The organism is Brevibacillus sp. 7WMA2, from assembly GCF_010748895.1.
Lineage (GTDB): Bacteria > Bacillota > Bacilli > Brevibacillales > Brevibacillaceae > Brevibacillus_B > Brevibacillus_B halotolerans.
Map to the genome: position 1 here is coordinate 2,166,716 of NZ_CP048799.1, position 18,142 is coordinate 2,184,857.

The 18,142-nt window shown below is 43.1% G+C and carries 14 protein-coding genes and 1 pseudogene; all 15 read right to left on the reverse strand.

Annotation, left to right across the window (positions count from 1 at the left end; genetic code table 11):
• Positions 1-20: 20 nt before the first annotated feature.
• Positions 21-1,001: a bifunctional riboflavin kinase/FAD synthetase gene (locus GOP56_RS08375; protein ID WP_003336965.1), complete on the reverse strand. Its 981-nt coding sequence runs from the start codon at positions 999-1,001 to the stop codon at positions 21-23.
• Positions 970-1,902, reverse strand: a complete 933-nt coding sequence (gene truB / locus GOP56_RS08380; RefSeq protein WP_163245372.1) for a tRNA pseudouridine(55) synthase TruB — start codon at positions 1,900-1,902, stop codon at positions 970-972. The genes GOP56_RS08375 and truB overlap by 32 nt, the downstream gene beginning before the upstream one ends.
• Entirely contained in the window at positions 1,895-2,893 is a 999-nt protein-coding gene (locus GOP56_RS08385; protein WP_121474734.1) for a DHH family phosphoesterase, read from the reverse strand. Before GOP56_RS08385 ends, truB begins: the two co-directional genes overlap by 8 nt.
• A 1-nt stretch (position 2,894) precedes the next feature.
• A complete protein-coding gene (gene rbfA, locus GOP56_RS08390; protein ID WP_003341340.1) occupies positions 2,895-3,251 on the reverse strand; it encodes a 30S ribosome-binding factor RbfA in 357 nt (118 codons plus the stop codon).
• A 35-nt stretch (positions 3,252-3,286) separates the two neighbouring features.
• Positions 3,287-3,568 carry a DUF503 domain-containing protein gene (locus GOP56_RS08395; protein WP_003336961.1) on the reverse strand — a complete coding sequence of 94 codons (282 nt, stop codon included), beginning with the start codon at positions 3,566-3,568 and terminating at the stop codon, positions 3,287-3,289.
• The gene (gene infB, locus GOP56_RS08400; RefSeq protein ID WP_068791722.1) at positions 3,568-5,982 is read right to left on the reverse strand and encodes a translation initiation factor IF-2; all 2,415 of its coding nucleotides are present in this window, start codon (positions 5,980-5,982) and stop codon (positions 3,568-3,570) included. Before infB ends, GOP56_RS08395 begins: the two co-directional genes overlap by 1 nt.
• Before the next feature lie 14 nt (positions 5,983-5,996).
• A complete protein-coding gene (locus tag GOP56_RS08405; RefSeq protein WP_022584414.1) occupies positions 5,997-6,305 on the reverse strand; it encodes a YlxQ family RNA-binding protein in 309 nt (102 codons plus the stop codon).
• A complete protein-coding gene (rnpM, locus tag GOP56_RS08410; protein WP_003341347.1) occupies positions 6,302-6,592 on the reverse strand; it encodes an RNase P modulator RnpM in 291 nt (96 codons plus the stop codon). The genes GOP56_RS08405 and rnpM overlap by 4 nt, the downstream gene beginning before the upstream one ends.
• A complete protein-coding gene (gene nusA / locus GOP56_RS08415; protein WP_003336958.1) occupies positions 6,589-7,683 on the reverse strand; it encodes a transcription termination factor NusA in 1,095 nt (364 codons plus the stop codon). The genes rnpM and nusA overlap by 4 nt, the downstream gene beginning before the upstream one ends.
• A 22-nt stretch (positions 7,684-7,705) precedes the next feature.
• A complete protein-coding gene (gene rimP / locus GOP56_RS08420; RefSeq protein WP_163245373.1) occupies positions 7,706-8,164 on the reverse strand; it encodes a ribosome maturation factor RimP in 459 nt (152 codons plus the stop codon).
• Positions 8,165-8,502: 338 nt separating this feature from the next.
• Positions 8,503-9,360: pseudogene (locus GOP56_RS08425) on the reverse strand (multidrug resistance efflux transporter family protein); the annotation flags it as partial.
• A gap of 137 nt (positions 9,361-9,497) precedes the next feature.
• Positions 9,498-13,814, reverse strand: coding sequence for a PolC-type DNA polymerase III (locus GOP56_RS08430; RefSeq protein WP_163245374.1), 4,317 nt, complete (start codon positions 13,812-13,814; stop codon positions 9,498-9,500).
• Positions 13,815-13,977: 163 nt separating this feature from the next.
• Positions 13,978-15,693, reverse strand: coding sequence for a proline--tRNA ligase (locus GOP56_RS08435; protein ID WP_121474736.1), 1,716 nt, complete (start codon positions 15,691-15,693; stop codon positions 13,978-13,980).
• 32 nt (positions 15,694-15,725) lie between these two features.
• Entirely contained in the window at positions 15,726-16,790 is a 1,065-nt protein-coding gene (gene ispG, locus GOP56_RS08440) for a flavodoxin-dependent (E)-4-hydroxy-3-methylbut-2-enyl-diphosphate synthase (RefSeq protein ID WP_003336952.1), read from the reverse strand.
• 42 nt (positions 16,791-16,832) lie between these two features.
• A complete protein-coding gene (gene rseP / locus GOP56_RS08445) occupies positions 16,833-18,092 on the reverse strand; it encodes an RIP metalloprotease RseP (RefSeq protein WP_003336951.1) in 1,260 nt (419 codons plus the stop codon).
• Positions 18,093-18,142 lie beyond the last annotated feature (50 nt).

Here is an 18,142-nt window from a genome sequence, read left to right on the forward strand (position 1 = left end):
ATCATTCACTTCGTTAGCATTCAAGCCAACTTAGCAAATTTATCTTTAGCAAAATTCACGTCTTGCTGGATTTGGGCGACAAGAGCATCCACGCCAGAAAATTTAATTTCATCGCGGATCATGAAGAGTAATTCTACTTCTACATTTTTTCCATAAATCTCATCTTTAAACCCTATGATATGAACTTCCAGCGATTTTTCACGCTTCTCCAGCTCAAAAGTCGGCTTAATTCCAATATTCATCACACCGTCATAGGTTTGACCATCAACGGTAATTCGAACGCCGTATACACCATTTTTCCCGATTAAATAAGGCTCGTCCACCCCGACATTTGCCGTAGGAAACCCGATGGTTCGACCGCGCTTGTCTCCGTGAATCACTGTTCCCTTTACCTTATAAGGGCGTCCTAACAGATGACGTACTTGCTCTACTTCTCCCTGGTGCAGATATTCCCGAATAATGGTACTACTTACCTTTTCGCCTAAACGATTTACTGGACCAATGATATCTACAGTATATCGGTCCTTGCTTAGTTCTAATAGCGTCTGAGTGGTCCCCATTCCCCGATAAGCAAACGTATTGTCAAAACCAACCACAATATGCTTGACCTGAAGCGGCAAAATCACTTCTTCTACAAAATCCTCAGGATAAATAGAGGAGAAGGCAATATCAAATTGCATGACAAAGACGATGTCTACTCCCATTTTTTCGAATTGCTCCAGCTTATCATCCAACGGGGTGATATATTGAGAATAACCACTTCTGCCTAGAACTTCACGTGGATGTGGGTCAAAGGTCAAGACACCACTTTTTATTCCATGTGCCTGGGCATGATCAATCGCTCGCTGGATGACGCGACGATGCCCGATATGAACACCATCGAAGTATCCCATGGCGACCGCGCATGGTTGTAATTCGATCTCAGATGAAAGCGGATAGGATAGTCGTATTATGTTCAAAGTCCCCACCTCATGTGCGAAAAACTTTTTCTGGTTTGGCATATAGACCTCGGTGGCTCTTATATACCTTATGAATGCCAAGTAATTGACCATTACTATACAAACAAATGAGCTTCCCTTCCTCAACCTGACAACCTGGCAAGCCTGTTTCCAATCCGTTTAGAACAGCCTTAGCTCGATCCGCTGTAATTTCATAGCGAGGCAAATAAGATAAGGCTTCTCCAATTGGAACCACAAGTTCCTCAATGCTCTTAGAGCCCTGCTCCTTGTTCATGCTGGCTTCCAATTCCTCAAACGTATGGGCATGCTGCATTGTAAATGGTCCGCTTTTGACACGAACTAACTTGGCCATATGCGCAGGATACCCCAGTTTTTGTCCAAGGTCAACACATAACGTACGCATATACGTCCCTTTGGAGCAAAGACAATAAAACGACACATCTACATATTCTGCGTTAGATTCAATGTGATGGAGCCGTAATTCATAAATAGTAACCTCGCGAGCCTTTCGCTCAATCGTAATTCCTTCACGGGCTAAATCATACAGACGCTGTCCATTTACCTTAATAGCAGAGTACATAGGAGGGGTTTGTTCGATTACGCCAAGCATTTCCTTCATTGCTTCCTCAACCCGTTCTCTAGTAATGGTCGCAGCATCCACCTTAGCTGTCTCCACTACCTCACCAGAGGCATCCTCGGTTGTCGTGGTTGAACCAATACGCATAACAACCTCATAAGCCTTTGGAAGCTCCTGTAAGTACTCCACAATTCGTGTCGCATTATTTATGCATATAGGTAACACACCTGTCACATCAGGGTCTAGTGTTCCCGTATGCCCCACTTTTTTCGTTTGAAGGATGCGACGAATTTTGGCAACACAATCATGTGAAGTCATTCCTGCTGGTTTATGTAAAACGAGAACTCCATGCTGCTGCTCATTCATTTCTTTCCACTCCAAGCACTTGATCTACCAATGTCAAAACAGACTTCTTGGCTTCTTCCAAAGTTACATCCTTCATCGTGCAACCTGCTGCGCGGGCATGTCCACCGCCGCCGATATTCTTAGCTATCTGAGCTACATCTACCTTCGCACGTGAACGCAGGCTAATTTTGATAATGCCTTCTTCTACCTCGGTGAATAATATTCCAACCTCGACGCCTTCAATATTACGCCCGTAATTTACAATGCCACCTGTATCATCATTGGTTGAATGGGTTTCTAAAAAATCCTGTTTTGATATTTGCATAGTGGCCACGAGTCCCTCGTTAGTCAGTTCCAGAGATGCTAAAGCACGTTTTAGAACCTGTACATGCTTTAATGTAATGCTCTCTAGACAACGTTCTGCGATCTCGGCTGAAGAAACTCCATATGTAAGTAGATGGGAGGCGATTTCCATCACGTGCGGTGTCGTATTGGAATATCGGAAACCACCTGTATCCGTAAGTAATCCTGTATAGATACATGTAGCAATTTCTTTTGTTAATGAAAAGGAGGAAGCAACACACCAATCATACATAATCTCTGCCGTTGCAGCGGCATGAGGCAGGAGAATGTTATACGTACCAAACGCATCATTGGTAGGATGATGGTCAATATTTAGAATTTGTGCATCTGGAGCAAACAAATGAGTTACTTCTCCCATCCGACTGCTATCTGCCGCGTCTACAGCGATAACGCAGGAGAATTTCTCATCCACAGTTTGTTCCGATAGATTGATGATGTGGTTGGAGCGCGGTAAAAAGGAGAACATATCAGGTGTAGACCCTTGGTTTACAATCACATAGCTTTTCCCCATCTGTTCTAACAACAAAGCCATAGCCAGTGCAGAGCCCGTCGTATCACCATCAGGATTAACGTGGGAAATAATTAAGAAACGCTCGTTTTCACGAACAAAACGAGCGGCATCTAAGAAAACAGTTTGGTCGATATTCATCCTATTTCTCTCCTTCATTTGGGGAGATTTCACGCAAAAGGTTATCGATTTTATTTCCGTAATCAATGGAAGCATCCAGTTTGAATAGAAGCTCAGGCACATGTCTTAATTTGATACGACGGCCCACTTCTGTGCGTAGAAAGCCTTTTGCTTTTTGCAAGCCTTTCAGCGATTCTTCACGTTTGCTCTCATCTCCGAAAACGCTAATATACACTTTTGCTTGTTGAAGGTCACTAGTTACTTCCACATCTGTTACTGTTACAAAACCGATGCGTGGATCTTTCATTTCACGTTGCAACAGAATGCTCAATTCTTTTTTGATCTCTTCACTTACGCGACTCATTCGGGTTTTATTCATGCTCATTTTGTTCACCTCCGAACGTAAATCGTACCTTAGTCGTAGTATTCCGTATCCGCACGAATTAACTCTACGTCGGAAAATGTTTCTACAAACCGCACGATGGTGGTAATTTCCTTTTGCAAAAAGGAGTATTCATTGGCAACGGCAGCTACCTCAAGTAAGGTACGCTGCCATTGCTCGTGAAAATCTATTTCAGCAATTGATACATTGTACTTATTTCGAATTTGACTCATGACGCTTTTAATAATCGAACGTTTTTCCTTAAGAGAACTCGTATAGGGCATAAACAATTCTAACTGCGTCACGGCTACCATTAGGCTTTAACTTCAACCATAATGAAGGCTTCGATAATGTCGCCCTCTTTAATATCCGTAAAACGTTCTAGAGTAACACCGCACTCGTAGTTCGTCGCCACTTCTTTCACATCGTCCTTGAAACGTTTTAGCGTATCTAATTTACCTTCGTAAATAACTACGCCATCACGAATCAATCGCGCACCTGCGTCACGGCTCAGTTTACCTTCCGTAACATAGCAACCTGCAATTGTACCCACTTTAGATACTTTGAAGATCTGACGCGCTTCCGCTTGACCAATGATCTCCTCTTTATATACAGGATCAAGCATCCCTTTCAATGCGGATTCAATCTCTTCAATTACAGTGTAGATAACGCGGTGTAGGCGGATATCAATTTGCTCCTGCTCAGCCATACTGCGAGCATTCGGTTCAGGACGTACGTTGAAACCAATGATAATTGCGTTAGAAGCATTTGCTAAAGTAACATCAGACTCTGTAATCGCACCAGCGCCTGTGTGAATAACCTTCACGCGAGTACCATTCACTTCAATTTTCTCTAAAGAACCTCGAAGAGCTTCTACAGAACCTTGAACGTCTGCTTTAATAATTAGGTTTAATTCTTTAATATCGCCTTCTTGGATTTGAGTAAACAAGTCATCCAAGGAAACACGCGCACTTGCACGGCGCTCAGAATCACGCTGTTTAACTGCACGAGATTCACCGATGGAACGAGCTTTCTTTTCATCCTCGAATACCATGAATTGATCCCCAGCCTGAGGTACATCATTTAAACCGGTGATTTCAACTGGCATGGACGGTGGTGCTTCTTTCATGCGGCGACCTTTGTCGTTCACCATAGCACGAATGCGACCGAAAGCAGAGCCTACAACGATTGGATCACCGACACGGAGCGTACCATGCTGAACCAATACAGTTGCAACAGGACCGCGACCTTTGTCCAACTCAGCCTCAACAACCGTACCGCGAGCACGTTTATCAGGATTAGCCTTTAATTCTTGTACTTCAGAAACCAATAGAATGTATTCTAAAAGTTCTTCAATACCTGTACGCTGTTTTGCGGATAGCGGGCAGAAAATCGTATCGCCGCCCCACTCTTCCGATACTAATTCGAATTGCATTAATTCTTGTTTTACACGATCTAGATCAGCAGCTGGTTTATCAATCTTGTTGACAGCCACGATAATCGGAACATTTGCCGCTTTCGCATGGCTGATTGCTTCGATTGTTTGTGGTTTCACACCATCATCAGCAGCTACAACAAGAATAGTGATATCCGTAACTTGAGCACCACGAGCACGCATTGTAGTAAACGCTGCGTGACCAGGTGTATCCAGGAAGGTAATTTTCTTGCCTTTAATTTCAACTTGGTAAGCACCGATATGCTGTGTAATACCACCAGCTTCTCCTGCAACAACATTTGTAGAGCGAATCGCATCTAGCAACGTTGTTTTACCGTGGTCAACGTGACCCATGATGGTAACAACTGGAGGACGTTCACTTAGATCTTCTTCTGCATCCACTTCAGCGATTGTTTCGAAGTTTGTTTCATCAATGACGATTTTTTCTTCTACTTCTACACCGTAGTCAGCACAAATTAATTCGATGGTATCTCGATCTAGATCCTGATTGATCGTAGCCATGATACCTAAAGCGAATAGTTTTTTAATAATTTCTGCTGGCTCTCTTCTTAGCTTTTTACCCAATTCGTTTGCAGTAAGTGACTCTGTAAACGTAATTTTGCTAGGCAATTCTAACACAGGCCGTTGTACAGGGGCTCCACCTTGACGTCCATTTGAACGTTTTTGGTTTTTATTAAACTGCGGTCCTTTTCTGTTATCTTCAAAGGTTTTTTTAGTTTGTGGAGCCTTCTTAATTTTTTCGCGTTTTTCCATTCCAACTTTTGCTGGAATTTTCGCTTTGTCTGCTAGCGTTTCTTCCTTACGTTCTGCCTCAACATTGGTCGTTTGATCTTTTACTTCATTTTGCTTTGCATCTTGTTTTTTGTTTTGACTCATAGTATTTGCTCTTCGCTCCTGATTCTTCCCCTGATTTTGGTTTTGCGTTCCTCTACTCTTTGCTTGAGCTGAGGTGTTACCAGCAGCATGTGCAATTTGCGGTTTTTGACCGTCTTGTTTGGGGGATTTTTCCGATTGGGATGTGGCTCGCGCCTCGCTGCTCGTTATGGTTTGTGGCTTATCTTGCTTTGGTTGTTGCACTTGTTTTGCTTGGGTGTTACCACTGGAAGCATTCGCTCGTAAATTTGCTAAATGCTGTTCCAATTTTTGTACCGTTTCTTCGTCCATAATACTCATGTGATTGCTGACATCTATATTGATTCTCTTCAAGAGAGTAACAATTTCTTTACTGCTCATGTTATGTTTCTTTGCGTATTCATATACGCGTGTCTTCATGTAATCACCCCTTGTTATGGATTAGGTGTGAGAAGGTTCTCCATGCTCTTCGCCATCTTTGTATCTGTGATGGCGACCGAGACTCGAGCTTCTTTACCAATCGCACTTCCAAGTTCGTACCTGGTCGAAAGCGAATAACAAGGCACCTTATAATACAGGCATTTGTCGGACACTTTCTTGGTCGTGTTAGCTGATGCATCTGTAGCCAGAAGGACAAGCTTTGCCTGTCCGTTACGAACCCCATTGATCACGAGACCTTCACCCGTTACTACTTTGCCTGCACGCATGGCCAACCCTAGCAATTGCGCTACTTTTTGATTCATTTCCCCATCATCTCCAGCCATTTCTCGCGGAAGTTCTCGTATTGTTCCTGTGAAATGCTGGTGTTTAGCGCACGCTCCAAAACTTTTTTCCATTTTCCAGCAGTGAAAGTATCTGGTGTGCGGCAACTCTCTTTTTGACAAACATAAGTGCCGCGTCCGGACGCCCTTCCGCTCGGATCAATCAAAATTTGTTCATCCGGCGTTCGAACGACGCGGAGCAATTCCTTCTTCGGGTACATTTCCTGACAAACGATGCATTTACGTAATGGAACTTTTTTTACTTTCATTCCATACCCACATCGCTAGCGTCTTCATCGGAAGGCTTAGGATAGGAAATCCCCTCTTGTTCAGCTTGACTTTCACTCTTAATGTCTATTTTCCATCCAGTAAGTTTGGCTGCCAGGCGTGCATTTTGTCCACGTTTTCCAATAGCTAGCGACAATTGATAATCAGGTACGATTACGCGCGTCATTTTCTCTTCTTCGTTCACTTCAACGTGAACTACTTTAGACGGACTTAACGCGTTAGCTACGTACTCAGCCGGGTCCTCAGACCAGCGAACGATGTCAATTTTTTCGCCCTTTAGTTCGTTTACGATCGTTTGTACGCGTAGACCTTTAGGACCTACACAGGCACCCACTGGATCGACTTCTTCATTTGTGGAGTGAACCGCAATTTTAGAGCGATCTCCAGCTTCTCTCGCGACTGATTTAATTTCAACGACACCGTCATAAATTTCAGGTACTTCCAATTCAAATAGACGTTTTAATAGTCCTGGGTGCGTACGGGAAATGACGATTTGGGGACCCTTTGTCGTTTTCTCTACTTTAATAATATATGCTTTGATTCGGTCTTGTGGTTTAAAATCATCTGTTGGCATTTTTTCAGTGAGAGGCATTACCGCTTCCACTTTCCCCAAGTCAACAAAATATGCGCGGGAATCTTGGCGTTGAACGATACCATTTACGATATCTTCTTCACGATCAATAAATTCATTATAAATAAGTCCGCGTTCTGCTTCACGAATGCGTTGCGTAACGACTTGCTTCGCCGTTTGAGCCGCAATGCGCCCAAAATCACGAGGCGTTACCTCAATTTCAACGATGTCATCAATGCGGAAGTTAGGATCGATTTCATTAGCAGCCTCCAAAGAAATCTCCAAACGAGCATCTAACACATCTTCTACAACATTTTTACGTGCAAACACGCGAACTTGACCTGAATGGCGGTTTACATCAACACGAACGTTTTGTGCGGAGTTAAAGTTGCGCTTGTAACCAGAGATCAGCGCTGCTTCAATCGCCTCAATCAAAACCTCTTTGTCAATCCCCTTTTCCTTTTCCAGATCATGCAGTGCTGTAATAAACTCTGCATTCATTGTACTAATGTCCTCCCCTCAATTAAAAGACGATAGCCAATCGGGCTTCGTTTATTTGATCCATTTTAATTGTATATTTGTTTTTTTGTTCAGAAATCGTTAACGTATCACCGTCAAACGCTTCTAGTGTACCTTCAAACAACGTGTGACCGTCCACCGCTTCTTTGGTGGTGATATGTACGTGTTTGCCTACAGCCTTGTGATAATCTTTTTCTTTACGTAAGGGACGCTCCGCTCCAGGCGAAGAAACCTCTAAGAAATATGCGGTTGGAATCGGGTCCAATTCGTCCAGCTTTGCGCCTAGTTTTTCACTAACGGTACCGCAATCTTCAATATCGATGTTGGACGAATCATTATCGATAAAGATACGCAAAAACCAGTTGCTACCTTCCTTCTTGTATTCGATATCCACCAGTTCCAATCCTGTTTCTTCAAGGATAGGAGTCAGTAGTTCCTCAACAATTTGCACTACCTTGCTCAAGCAAGTTCCTCCTTTAAGCAGATCCATACTGTTATAAATGTGTAACCGGCTACCAAAGTGGCACCGGGTGGTCACAAATCTAATTCTTTGCCACGAGAAGCTTTCTAGCTAGAAATCCTCTGTGGTCAAGAAGAAAGAGTGGGTTTCCCCACTCTCGTACGTGTATAACCAGTATTTCCAAAAAAATTATAGCATAATACCATGGCTCTTGACAACCACTGCCTCATTTGATCAGACTTTCCAAAACCATGCTGAATCCCTATTATACCAGTCATTGTAAAGCCCAGCTTACTCAATCTGATACATGAAAAGGGGGTGTTTCCTTTTCTTTCCGACCTTGATACCAGGCTATGTAAAATCATTCCCAGCATGATAAGCAGGAGCCCTGCTGAAGCCACTGGTGTAGGCAAGCTTGCAGATAACCACACGACCTCTCCTGCTGTAGCAAATAAGACTTCCATCGATTGTGTTGCTTCTACAGCCGCTAGGCGACGCATGTTGCCTTTCACCATTTCCGTAGCTCGGAAAAATAACACAGTTGCACAAATTCCTGAGAAAATCGCAACGAGAGAGGTTTGGAATACCTGACTCTGACTTGGCGCCCCATCTACAACCAAAGCTGTTATCGATAACAGCATCCAAAACGGCATACTGCAAATTGTCATACCAAGTACACGCTGATAGGTATCGACTCGCTCTCCACAAATTTGCATCATTTTACGATTCCCTAACGGATAAGCAAAGGACGCTACTACAACTGGCAAAAATCCTAACAGCACCTCTTTAGGTTGTAGTACACTCGCTTCGTTCGCTCTGCATGAACACAATTCCAAGCAAAATGATACTTGACATCCATAACCCCGGAAGCGAGATTTTCCCTCGCACTAATTGTACGCCCTGTGAGCCTGTTTTCTGCTCAAAAAAGAAAGGAGCCAGCAAGGAGCCAGAGATGATTGTAATTTGCCATGTTCCCGCTATTAACCATCCTGGCCCATACGATTGAGCAAAACAAAAGGGGGCGTAAAACAGGCCAAAACCTACCGTGCTCCATTATATCCATTCTTTTGGGTGCTTTTTAATCTCTATCCATAGCATTCCCAGATTTCCTCGTAAAAACACAAGAAACAATAGTGGCGGTAGCATGAAAAAAAGCGAAGTGCCGCACTCCACATCCAACTGCCTCCAGCAAGCTCCATGGAACGATTCAATACAAAGGTAAAGGCAAAAAAGAAGGAAGATATAATCACAAAAATTGATCATAGTGATAGATGGATCGATCGTTAACGTTGCCATTCTCAACGTATGATCAGTAAACTGCACTATGCTTTAATCGTTAGAACAAGGACAATTGATTTGAGTCTGGCATACCTTGGAGGGCTCCCTGCTCGTCTAGATATTCCAAAATTGTTTTAGAAATTTTGGAACGGCTGAGCAGGTCCTCTTTTGATAAAAATTCACCCTGTTCACGTGCTTCTACAATGCTGATTGCTGCGTTAGTTCCTAGCCCTGGAATCGCATTAAACGGTGCAATAAGCTTGTTTCCATCAATCAGGAACTTCTCAGCGTCTGAACGATATAGATCGACATTGGTAAAGCTAAAGCCTCGCTCTACCATTTCCAATGCCATCTCTAATACAGTCAAAAGAGATTTTTCTTTTGGTTGGGCATCGTGACCTTTTTCCTCAATCTCTTCAATCCGTTGGCGAATAGCTGCCGATCCTTGTACCATTAACGGGATATCGAAGTCATCAGCACGAACTGTAAAATACGTAGCGTAAAATTCTAGCGGATGATGTACCTTACAATAAGCAATCCGAACCGCCATCATTACATAAGCAGTCGCATGCGCTTTCGGGAACATATACTTAATCCGTTGACAAGACCCTATGTACCATTCAGGTACATCATGCTTGCGCATCTCCTCTTGGTCTTCCTCGCTGACACCTTTTCCTTTACGCACTGATTCCATTATTTTAAAGGCTTGAGATGGTTCCAGTCCTTTATAGATCAGATATACCATGATATCGTCACGGCAACCGATAACCTCAGACAGCTTACACGTCTGATTACGTATCAACTCCTGTGCATTGTTTAGCCACACATCGGTTCCGTGCGAGAGACCAGAAATCTGTACCAATTCAGCAAAGGTGGTTGGTTTTGTATCTTCTAGCATCTGACGAACGAATTTCGTACCGAACTCCGGTATTCCCAACGTCCCCATATTCGTACGAATTTGATCAGCCGTTACACCTAGCGCTTCTGTTGAACTAAAGATAGACATCGTTTTTGGATCGTCTAATGGGATTTGTTTCGGGTCTAATCCCGTCAAATCCTGAAGCATCCGGATAACGGTCGGATCGTCGTGACCCAGAATATCGAGTTTTAATAGATTGTCATGGATGGAATGGAAGTCGAAATGCGTTGTTCGCCATTCAGATTTAACATCATCAGCAGGGAATTGGATCGGACAAAAATCCTCCATATCCATATAATCAGGCAAAACAATAATTCCCCCTGGATGCTGTCCAGTCGTACGTTTAGCGCCCGTACAACCATTAACCAAGCGAGCAATCTCTGCTCCGCGAAGCATTAGCTTGCGCTCTTCCGCCCATTTACGAACATAGCCGTACGCTGTCTTTTCGGCAACTGTACCTATCGTTCCTGCACGAAAAACATTATCGATACCAAATAGGTCTTGTGTATATTTATGCGCCCTTGGCTGATAGTCACCTGAGAAATTTAAGTCAATATCGGGAACCTTATCTCCTTTAAATCCAAGGAAGGTTTCGAACGGAATATCTTGGCCATCTTTCATATATCTAGTGCCGCATTTCTCGCAATCCTTGTCCTTTAAGTCGAATCCAGAACCAATGGAGCCGTCCATAATAAACTCGCTATGCTGACAGTTTGGGCAAACATAGTGAGGCGGCAGTGGATTAACCTCTGTGATATCGGACATGGTCGCTACAAAAGAAGAGCCTACTGATCCCCGTGACCCTACTAAATAGCCGTCGCTGAGTGATTTTGTCACCAATCTCTGTGAGATCAGATAAATAACACCGAATCCGTGTTTAATAATACTGGTCAGTTCTTTTTCAAGACGTTGTTCAACAATTTCTGGCAACGAATCGCCGTAGATGCGCTTCGCTTTGTTATAGCACATATCACGCAGCTCTTCATCTGCCCCTTCAATTACAGGGGTATACAAACGATCTGGGATCGGGCTAACATCTTCAATCATGTCAGCAATGGCATTTGTATTGTCTACTACAATTTCTTTAGCCTTCTGTTCACCCAAATAAGAGAATGCCTCTAGCATTTCCTCCGTAGTCATGAAATATAGTGGAGGTTGGTCGTTAGCATCCTGGTCTCCTTTTGATAGCAAGAATACTTCACGAAACGTATGATCTTGAGGGTGTAGAAAATGAACATCTCCTGTGGCCACAACAGGCCGTTCCAAATGGTCAGCAATGCGTATCAGTGTTTCGTGATATGTCTTTACGACGTCCGTGTTAGGGATCGTCTCGTTGCGCAATAGAGGTTTGTAATGCTCTAAGGGCTGTAACTCAATATAATCATAGAATGTAGCAATCTCTTCTAATTCTTGTTCAGGTTTACCACGCAGAATGCCTTGGAATAGCTCCCCTTCTTTACAAGCCGTTCCAATTAACAAGCCTTCTCGATATTTTGTAATCTGGCTACGCATAATACGTGGTACGCGGAAGAATGTTTCCGTATGCGAGATAGACACCAGCTTATACAGATTTTTTAAACCCTCTTTGTTTTTCACCAATATCGTAGCATGAAAAGGACGGGTACTCTTATAATCCGCTTGAGCGTTGCTGCGCTCATTTAGCTCAGAGAGTGTTTTGATCTCTGCTTCCTTCACGTCCTTTAACATGAGCTGGAAAACCTTTGCTAGTGCAACGGTATCGTCCAACGCCCGGTGAGCATTGATTAGTTCAACATTAAAGCGTTTTGCAAGCGTTCCTAATCGATAATTGCGCATGCCTGAATACAGCATGCGTGCGAGCGGCAAAGTGTCTAAAAAAGAATTTGTCCACGGTTCCATTCCTACTCGAATGGCACACGCATTAATAAATGCTTGGTCAAATTCGGCGTTGTGGGCCACAAGAATCGAATCCCCAGCAAATTCTTTAAAACGGCGCAAGACAACGTCCAGCTTCTGTTTTCCCCGTAGCATTTCGTTTGTAATCCCCGTAATCTCCGTGGTTTTAGGGCCAACCAAGATACCAGGATCAATTAATTCTGTCCATTCTTCAATGATTTCTGAGCCTATCATTTTTACAGCCGCGATTTCAATAATGGTATGTTCATTCGCATTTAAACCTGTTGTCTCTGTATCAAATACGACATAAGGGGTCTTGTCATCAATGGCGTAATTCGTTGCTCCACGATCTAGGTTATAGACAATATTAATACCATCTTCCACTACATAGGCTTCTAAACCTAGAATACATTTGACACCGTTCTTTTTCGCTACACTATAAGCCTCAGGGAATGACTGTACGACACCATGATCCGTTATCGTAACAGCTTTGTGTCCCCATTTAGCAGCTTGTGAAATGTAAGATTTAACAGAAACAACTCCGTCTAACATGCTCATAGGAGTGTGAGCGTGTAGTTCAACCCGTTTTTCCTCTGCTTGGTCCTTACGTCCTTGTTGTTCAATCTGGTTGATGTCATTTGCCATCATTACCAGCTCGCGCATAAAGGTATCATGCTGAACGCTACCGCGCGCTTTAATCCACATACCGTCCTTAATCGCTTCAAGTACTTTAACATCTTCCTTGTCACGCGAAAAGATTTTGACCGTTAACGAATCCGTATAATCTGTCAGATGGAATGTTAGAATGTGACGTCCACTTTTTAATTCTCTAATTTCTACATTAAAGACTGTACCTTGTATCGTAATTCGTCTTTCTTCCTCTTGAATCTCACTGATAGGTACAGGCTCCTCCTTGATGTCATATCCAATGGTAACGGTGGTAATCGCTTCAGCTTCTTGTCCATTCTGGCGCTCTTTCTCTGCTTGAGCCTGCTGGGTCATGACATTTTTAACCAACGCTCGTTCTTCTTCTTTACGTTGCTCAATAAAAGCCTGCATAGCCTCGTCATTTTCTTCGGCTTGGAACAGAAAGCGCGGGCGTACCTGTGCAATCTTCCAAAATGCTTGGGTCAGTTGTTCATCTGCTTTTTTCGATTTCATAATATCTACTGCCATCTCAGTAGGTAACAATAGCTTTACTTGGTCCCCCGCTGTCTCCACTCGTCCTGTTTTCAGGGTACCTACCAATGTTTGCAAATGTGCATCTGGATCGCTGAGCAAGTAATCCCAGTATTCTTCCACCACAATATGTACGGGCGGCTGCAAGGAATAACGAAAAATCGCGTCAACCTTAGCTAAATGCGCAAAGGTTTGCTGTAATCGTTTCGTAAACGCACGATATATATCAACTGGCATCATTTTTTCAAATGTAAAATGAAATATCCATTCTTTGGTTTGTTTATATACTTCCAGCTTCTCAATATACCCCTCGGTAAAATAACGCTCAACCATCTCTTGGGGAACCTCTAATTGCTTGAGGAGCAGAGAAAATCTATGTTTTTGTTCTGTTAATAGATCCATTTTTTCTCACCTCTCGCTTTTCTCCTTCTCTACCTTACGACAAAATGCTAAGCAGAACCAACGGTAATATCTACATAGAAAAGGTACCCCTTGCGCTTCTGGGGTACCTTTTTCTTTTCTACAAAATTCAAAGCAAATCCTGCATTGCTTTGGATACCTAACTCTATAGGTTTGCTAGCTGTTCTTTTACATAAGAGACAAGCTCGCTCACAGCTACCACAGTAGCCTCACCTGTACGTCTAATGCGAACTTCAACTGTACCTGGTTCCAATTTATCAGAAACCGTGATTCGAAGCGGTAAACCAAGTAAGTCGGCATCCTTAAATTTCACACCAGCACGTTCTGTACGGTCATCGTACAATACTTCTACTCCCGCAGCTTCTAATGCGGCTGTAATCTCTTCACTCATTTCACGCTGTTGATCAGATTTGACATTGATTGGAATTACATGTGCATGATAAGGAGCAACTGACGTTGGCCAGATGATACCATTTTCGTCGTTGTTTTGTTCAATTACCGCAGCCAGCGTGCGAGATACGCCGATACCGTAGCATCCCATGATCATTGTTTGTTCACGGCCATTCTCGTCTAAGAATTTAGCACCGATTGGCTCTGAGTATTTTGTACCCAATTTAAATACGTGACCTACTTCTACACCGCGGGCAAAAGCGATTGGAGCTTGCGTACGTGGGCAAACGTCACCCTCCTGAATATTTCGCAGATCAGCAAAACGAGATACTTGATAATCCCTTCCATACTGTGCGTTCTTCAAGTGGTAATCTACTTCATTTGCCCCGATAATGGCACTAGCCACCTCTTGAACGTAGTTGTCCGCTACTACCTCAATTTTTCTCTCACCAGCACCCACAGGACCAACGAAACCAACTGGAGCACCTAGCTTCTCCGTGATTTCTGCTTCAGTCGCCATGCGTACATCAATTGCGTCAAACATATTTTTCAGCTTCACTTCGTTCAATTCATGATCACCACGAATCAAAACAAGTACAAACTGATCATCCACCATGAATGCTAAGCTTTTCACGATGTCTTTGCCTTCAACACCCAGACCCTCTTTTAGTTGCTCAATGGTTTTGATGTTTGGAGTGTGAATTTTTTCTAATGGAGCTACGTCTGCTTCTGGGGAAGTTGGTCCGTTATACAATACTTCCGCTTTCTCCAGATTAGCTGCATAATCGCCCTCTGTAGAATAAGCAATCGTATCCTCACCGATTTCACACAACGCCATAAATTCATACGTTCCCGTTCCACCAATAGAACCCGCATCTGCTTCTACCGCACGATAATTAAGTCCAACACGAGTGAAAATACGGTGATAAGCATGGAACATATCATTAAAGCTCTTATCCAAGCCCTCTTGAGTTGTATCAAAAGAATAAGCATCCTTCATCATAAATTCCCGACAACGAATGAGTCCAAAGCGCGGGCGTACCTCATCGCGGAATTTTGTTTGAATTTGATACAAGTTAATTGGCAGTTTTTTATAGGAGTTGATTTCACTAGCTACTAAAGTAGCTACAACCTCCTCATGAGTTGGCCCTAAAGCAAAACGACGATCATGACGATCACGTAAACGCATCAACTCAGGACCATAATGATCCCAGCGGCCGCTTTTCTCCCAAATTTCTGCCGGTTGAATCGTTGGCATTAAAATCTCTTGAGCACCTGCGTTATTCATTTCTTCACGCACGATGTTTTGAATTTTTTGGAGGACACGTAGAGCTATCGGCATAAATGTATAGATACCGGAAGCTAACTGTCTTGCAAGACCAGCACGCAACAACAGTTTATGACTGGCAATCTCTGCGTCTGCTGGTACCTCGCGTAAAGTAGGGATTAGTAATTGGCTTTGCCTTAACACACAAGTTCCTCCTTTGATCAAATCAACACGTTCTATTTCTCTTCCATGATTGTGTTGATTTCTTTCATTAACTCTTCAAAAAGTTCATCTTCTTTTACTTTACGGACGATTTCACCGTTGCGGAAGATTAGTCCCTCTCCATTACCGCCAGCTACACCCACATCAGCTTCGCGTGCTTCACCTGGTCCGTTAACTGCACATCCCATAACAGCTACCTTTAATGGTTTCTTCAACGTGCTAACTGCGTCCTCCACCTTCGTGGCCAATCCGATCAGATCAATGGCACAACGACCACAAGATGGACAAGCAATAACAACTGGATCGTTGTTCACGATATCTAGACTGCGCAAAATCTGTTTCGCTACCTTAATTTCTTCAACAGGATCGGCAGTGAGGGATACGCGAATTGTGTCACCGATCCCCATGGATAAAACCGTACCAATTCCTACAGCAGATTTAATGCTACCAGAGAATTGTGTACCTGCTTCTGTTACCCCTACATGTAACGGGTAAGGACGACGTTCGGCCATTAACGAATACGTCTGAATCATGGTTGGAACATCTGAAGATTTTAGTGAGATCGTAATATTATCATAGTTCAGGTCTTCTAAAATCTCTACATGGTTCATAGCTGATTCCACGATCGCTTCCGGACTAGGGTATCCGTATTTGTCTATTAGACGTCTTTCTACTGAACCTGAGTTTACACCAATACGAATAGGAACATTTCGTTCACGACAAGCATCCACTACTGCCTGGGTTCGTTTCCGATTTCCAATATTCCCCGGATTAATTCGAATTTTATCAATCCCGCTCTCCAATGCTGTAAGCGCTAATCGATAATCAAAATGGATATCAGCTACTAACGGCAATGGGGAGCGTTCCTTAATTTGCTTGATTGCTTTTGCAGCATCTTCATTAACAACCGCTAAACGAACGATTTGGCATCCAGCTTCATGCAATTGCTCTATCTGTTTGAGCGTAGCTTCTACATCACGCGTATCAGCGGTGGTCATAGATTGGATAACCACACTTTTTTGTCCTCCAATTTGGACTCCGCCTACAAATACCGGTTTGGTCTCCTCGCGCTTATACAAAGTAAGCACACTCCTTTATCTGTTTCTCTCTACATGTTGAAATTACTGTAAAAAGAGACGTTGTATATCATTCCAAGTCACAACTAGAATTAACATCATCAATAAAGCAAAACCAACAAAGTGAACCATGCCTTCTTTGTTAGGATCAATTGGTTTACCGCGCAATGCCTCAATGGCAATGAACACCAAGCGTCCACCATCTAGGGCAGGAATTGGCAGCAAATTAAAAATACCAAGGTTAATACTCAAAAGTGCTGTCCATGTAAAGAGTGCCGCAAGACCATTTTGCGCAAATTGACTGGTCATTGTAAAGATCCCTGCTGGTCCACTTAAATCCTTCACACTTACATGTCCCGTAAAGAGCTGTGCAAGATTGGTGAAGATGGTTTTCGTCCAGAAGATTGTTTGGTCAACACCATGCGTCAGCGCTAATCCAATCTCTCTTTTGACACCGGCACCAACCATTATTTTACCTTGTTCATTTACCTGTACGGGTACGACCATGTCTTGCCCATCCCTGTTGATCTTCATTTCGATATTTTTATTAGGAGATGCATTAACCGCTCCTACAAACTGGTTCCAATCATTTATTGGTGTCCCATCGATGCTAATAATGCGATCTCCCTGTTTCAGTCCCGCCTGATAAGCAGGTCCATCCGGAATAACTTGGCCTAAAACAGCATCTTTTGACGGAGCTCCGAAGAATAAAGCCCCCATCACAAAGATAACAAAAGCTAAAATAAAGTTAGCAGCAGGACCAGCAAAAATAGCTAGGAAACGTTGCCATATGGTTTTCCCTTTAAATTGACGATTAAAGGGAGCGATCTGTACTTCCTTACCCTCAATCACTAGCATTGTCTTGGGATCAACAGCAAATGTCTTCATTTCTCCCTGTATATCCAAGGTCATGATCAAATCATGCTCCAGATCATAACGAACCACATTACCAATCGTTGCATGATTGGGGATATCTTTAGGAGTAACATAAATGTGAGAAATCTGATTAGCTTGATTAAATAAAACCCCGACCTCCATATGAGGCTGTAATACTTCCATCTCAGGGTCTTCACCAGCCATTCGCACCATACCACCGATCGGTAACCAACGCAACGTGTATTCTGTTTCGCCCCTCTTAAAGCTAAACATTTTTGGTCCCATTCCAAGAGCGAACTCACGGCATAAAATACCTGCCCGTTTTGCTAACAAAAAATGGCCCATTTCATGGAAAAAGACCAACAATCCAAAAATAACTACAAAGGCGATTACCGATCCAAAACCAATCTGTACGGGAGGCATTTGCATAGATATAGCCACCTTTCCTTCTATTTCGTGATTGAGAAGCACTCACCCGT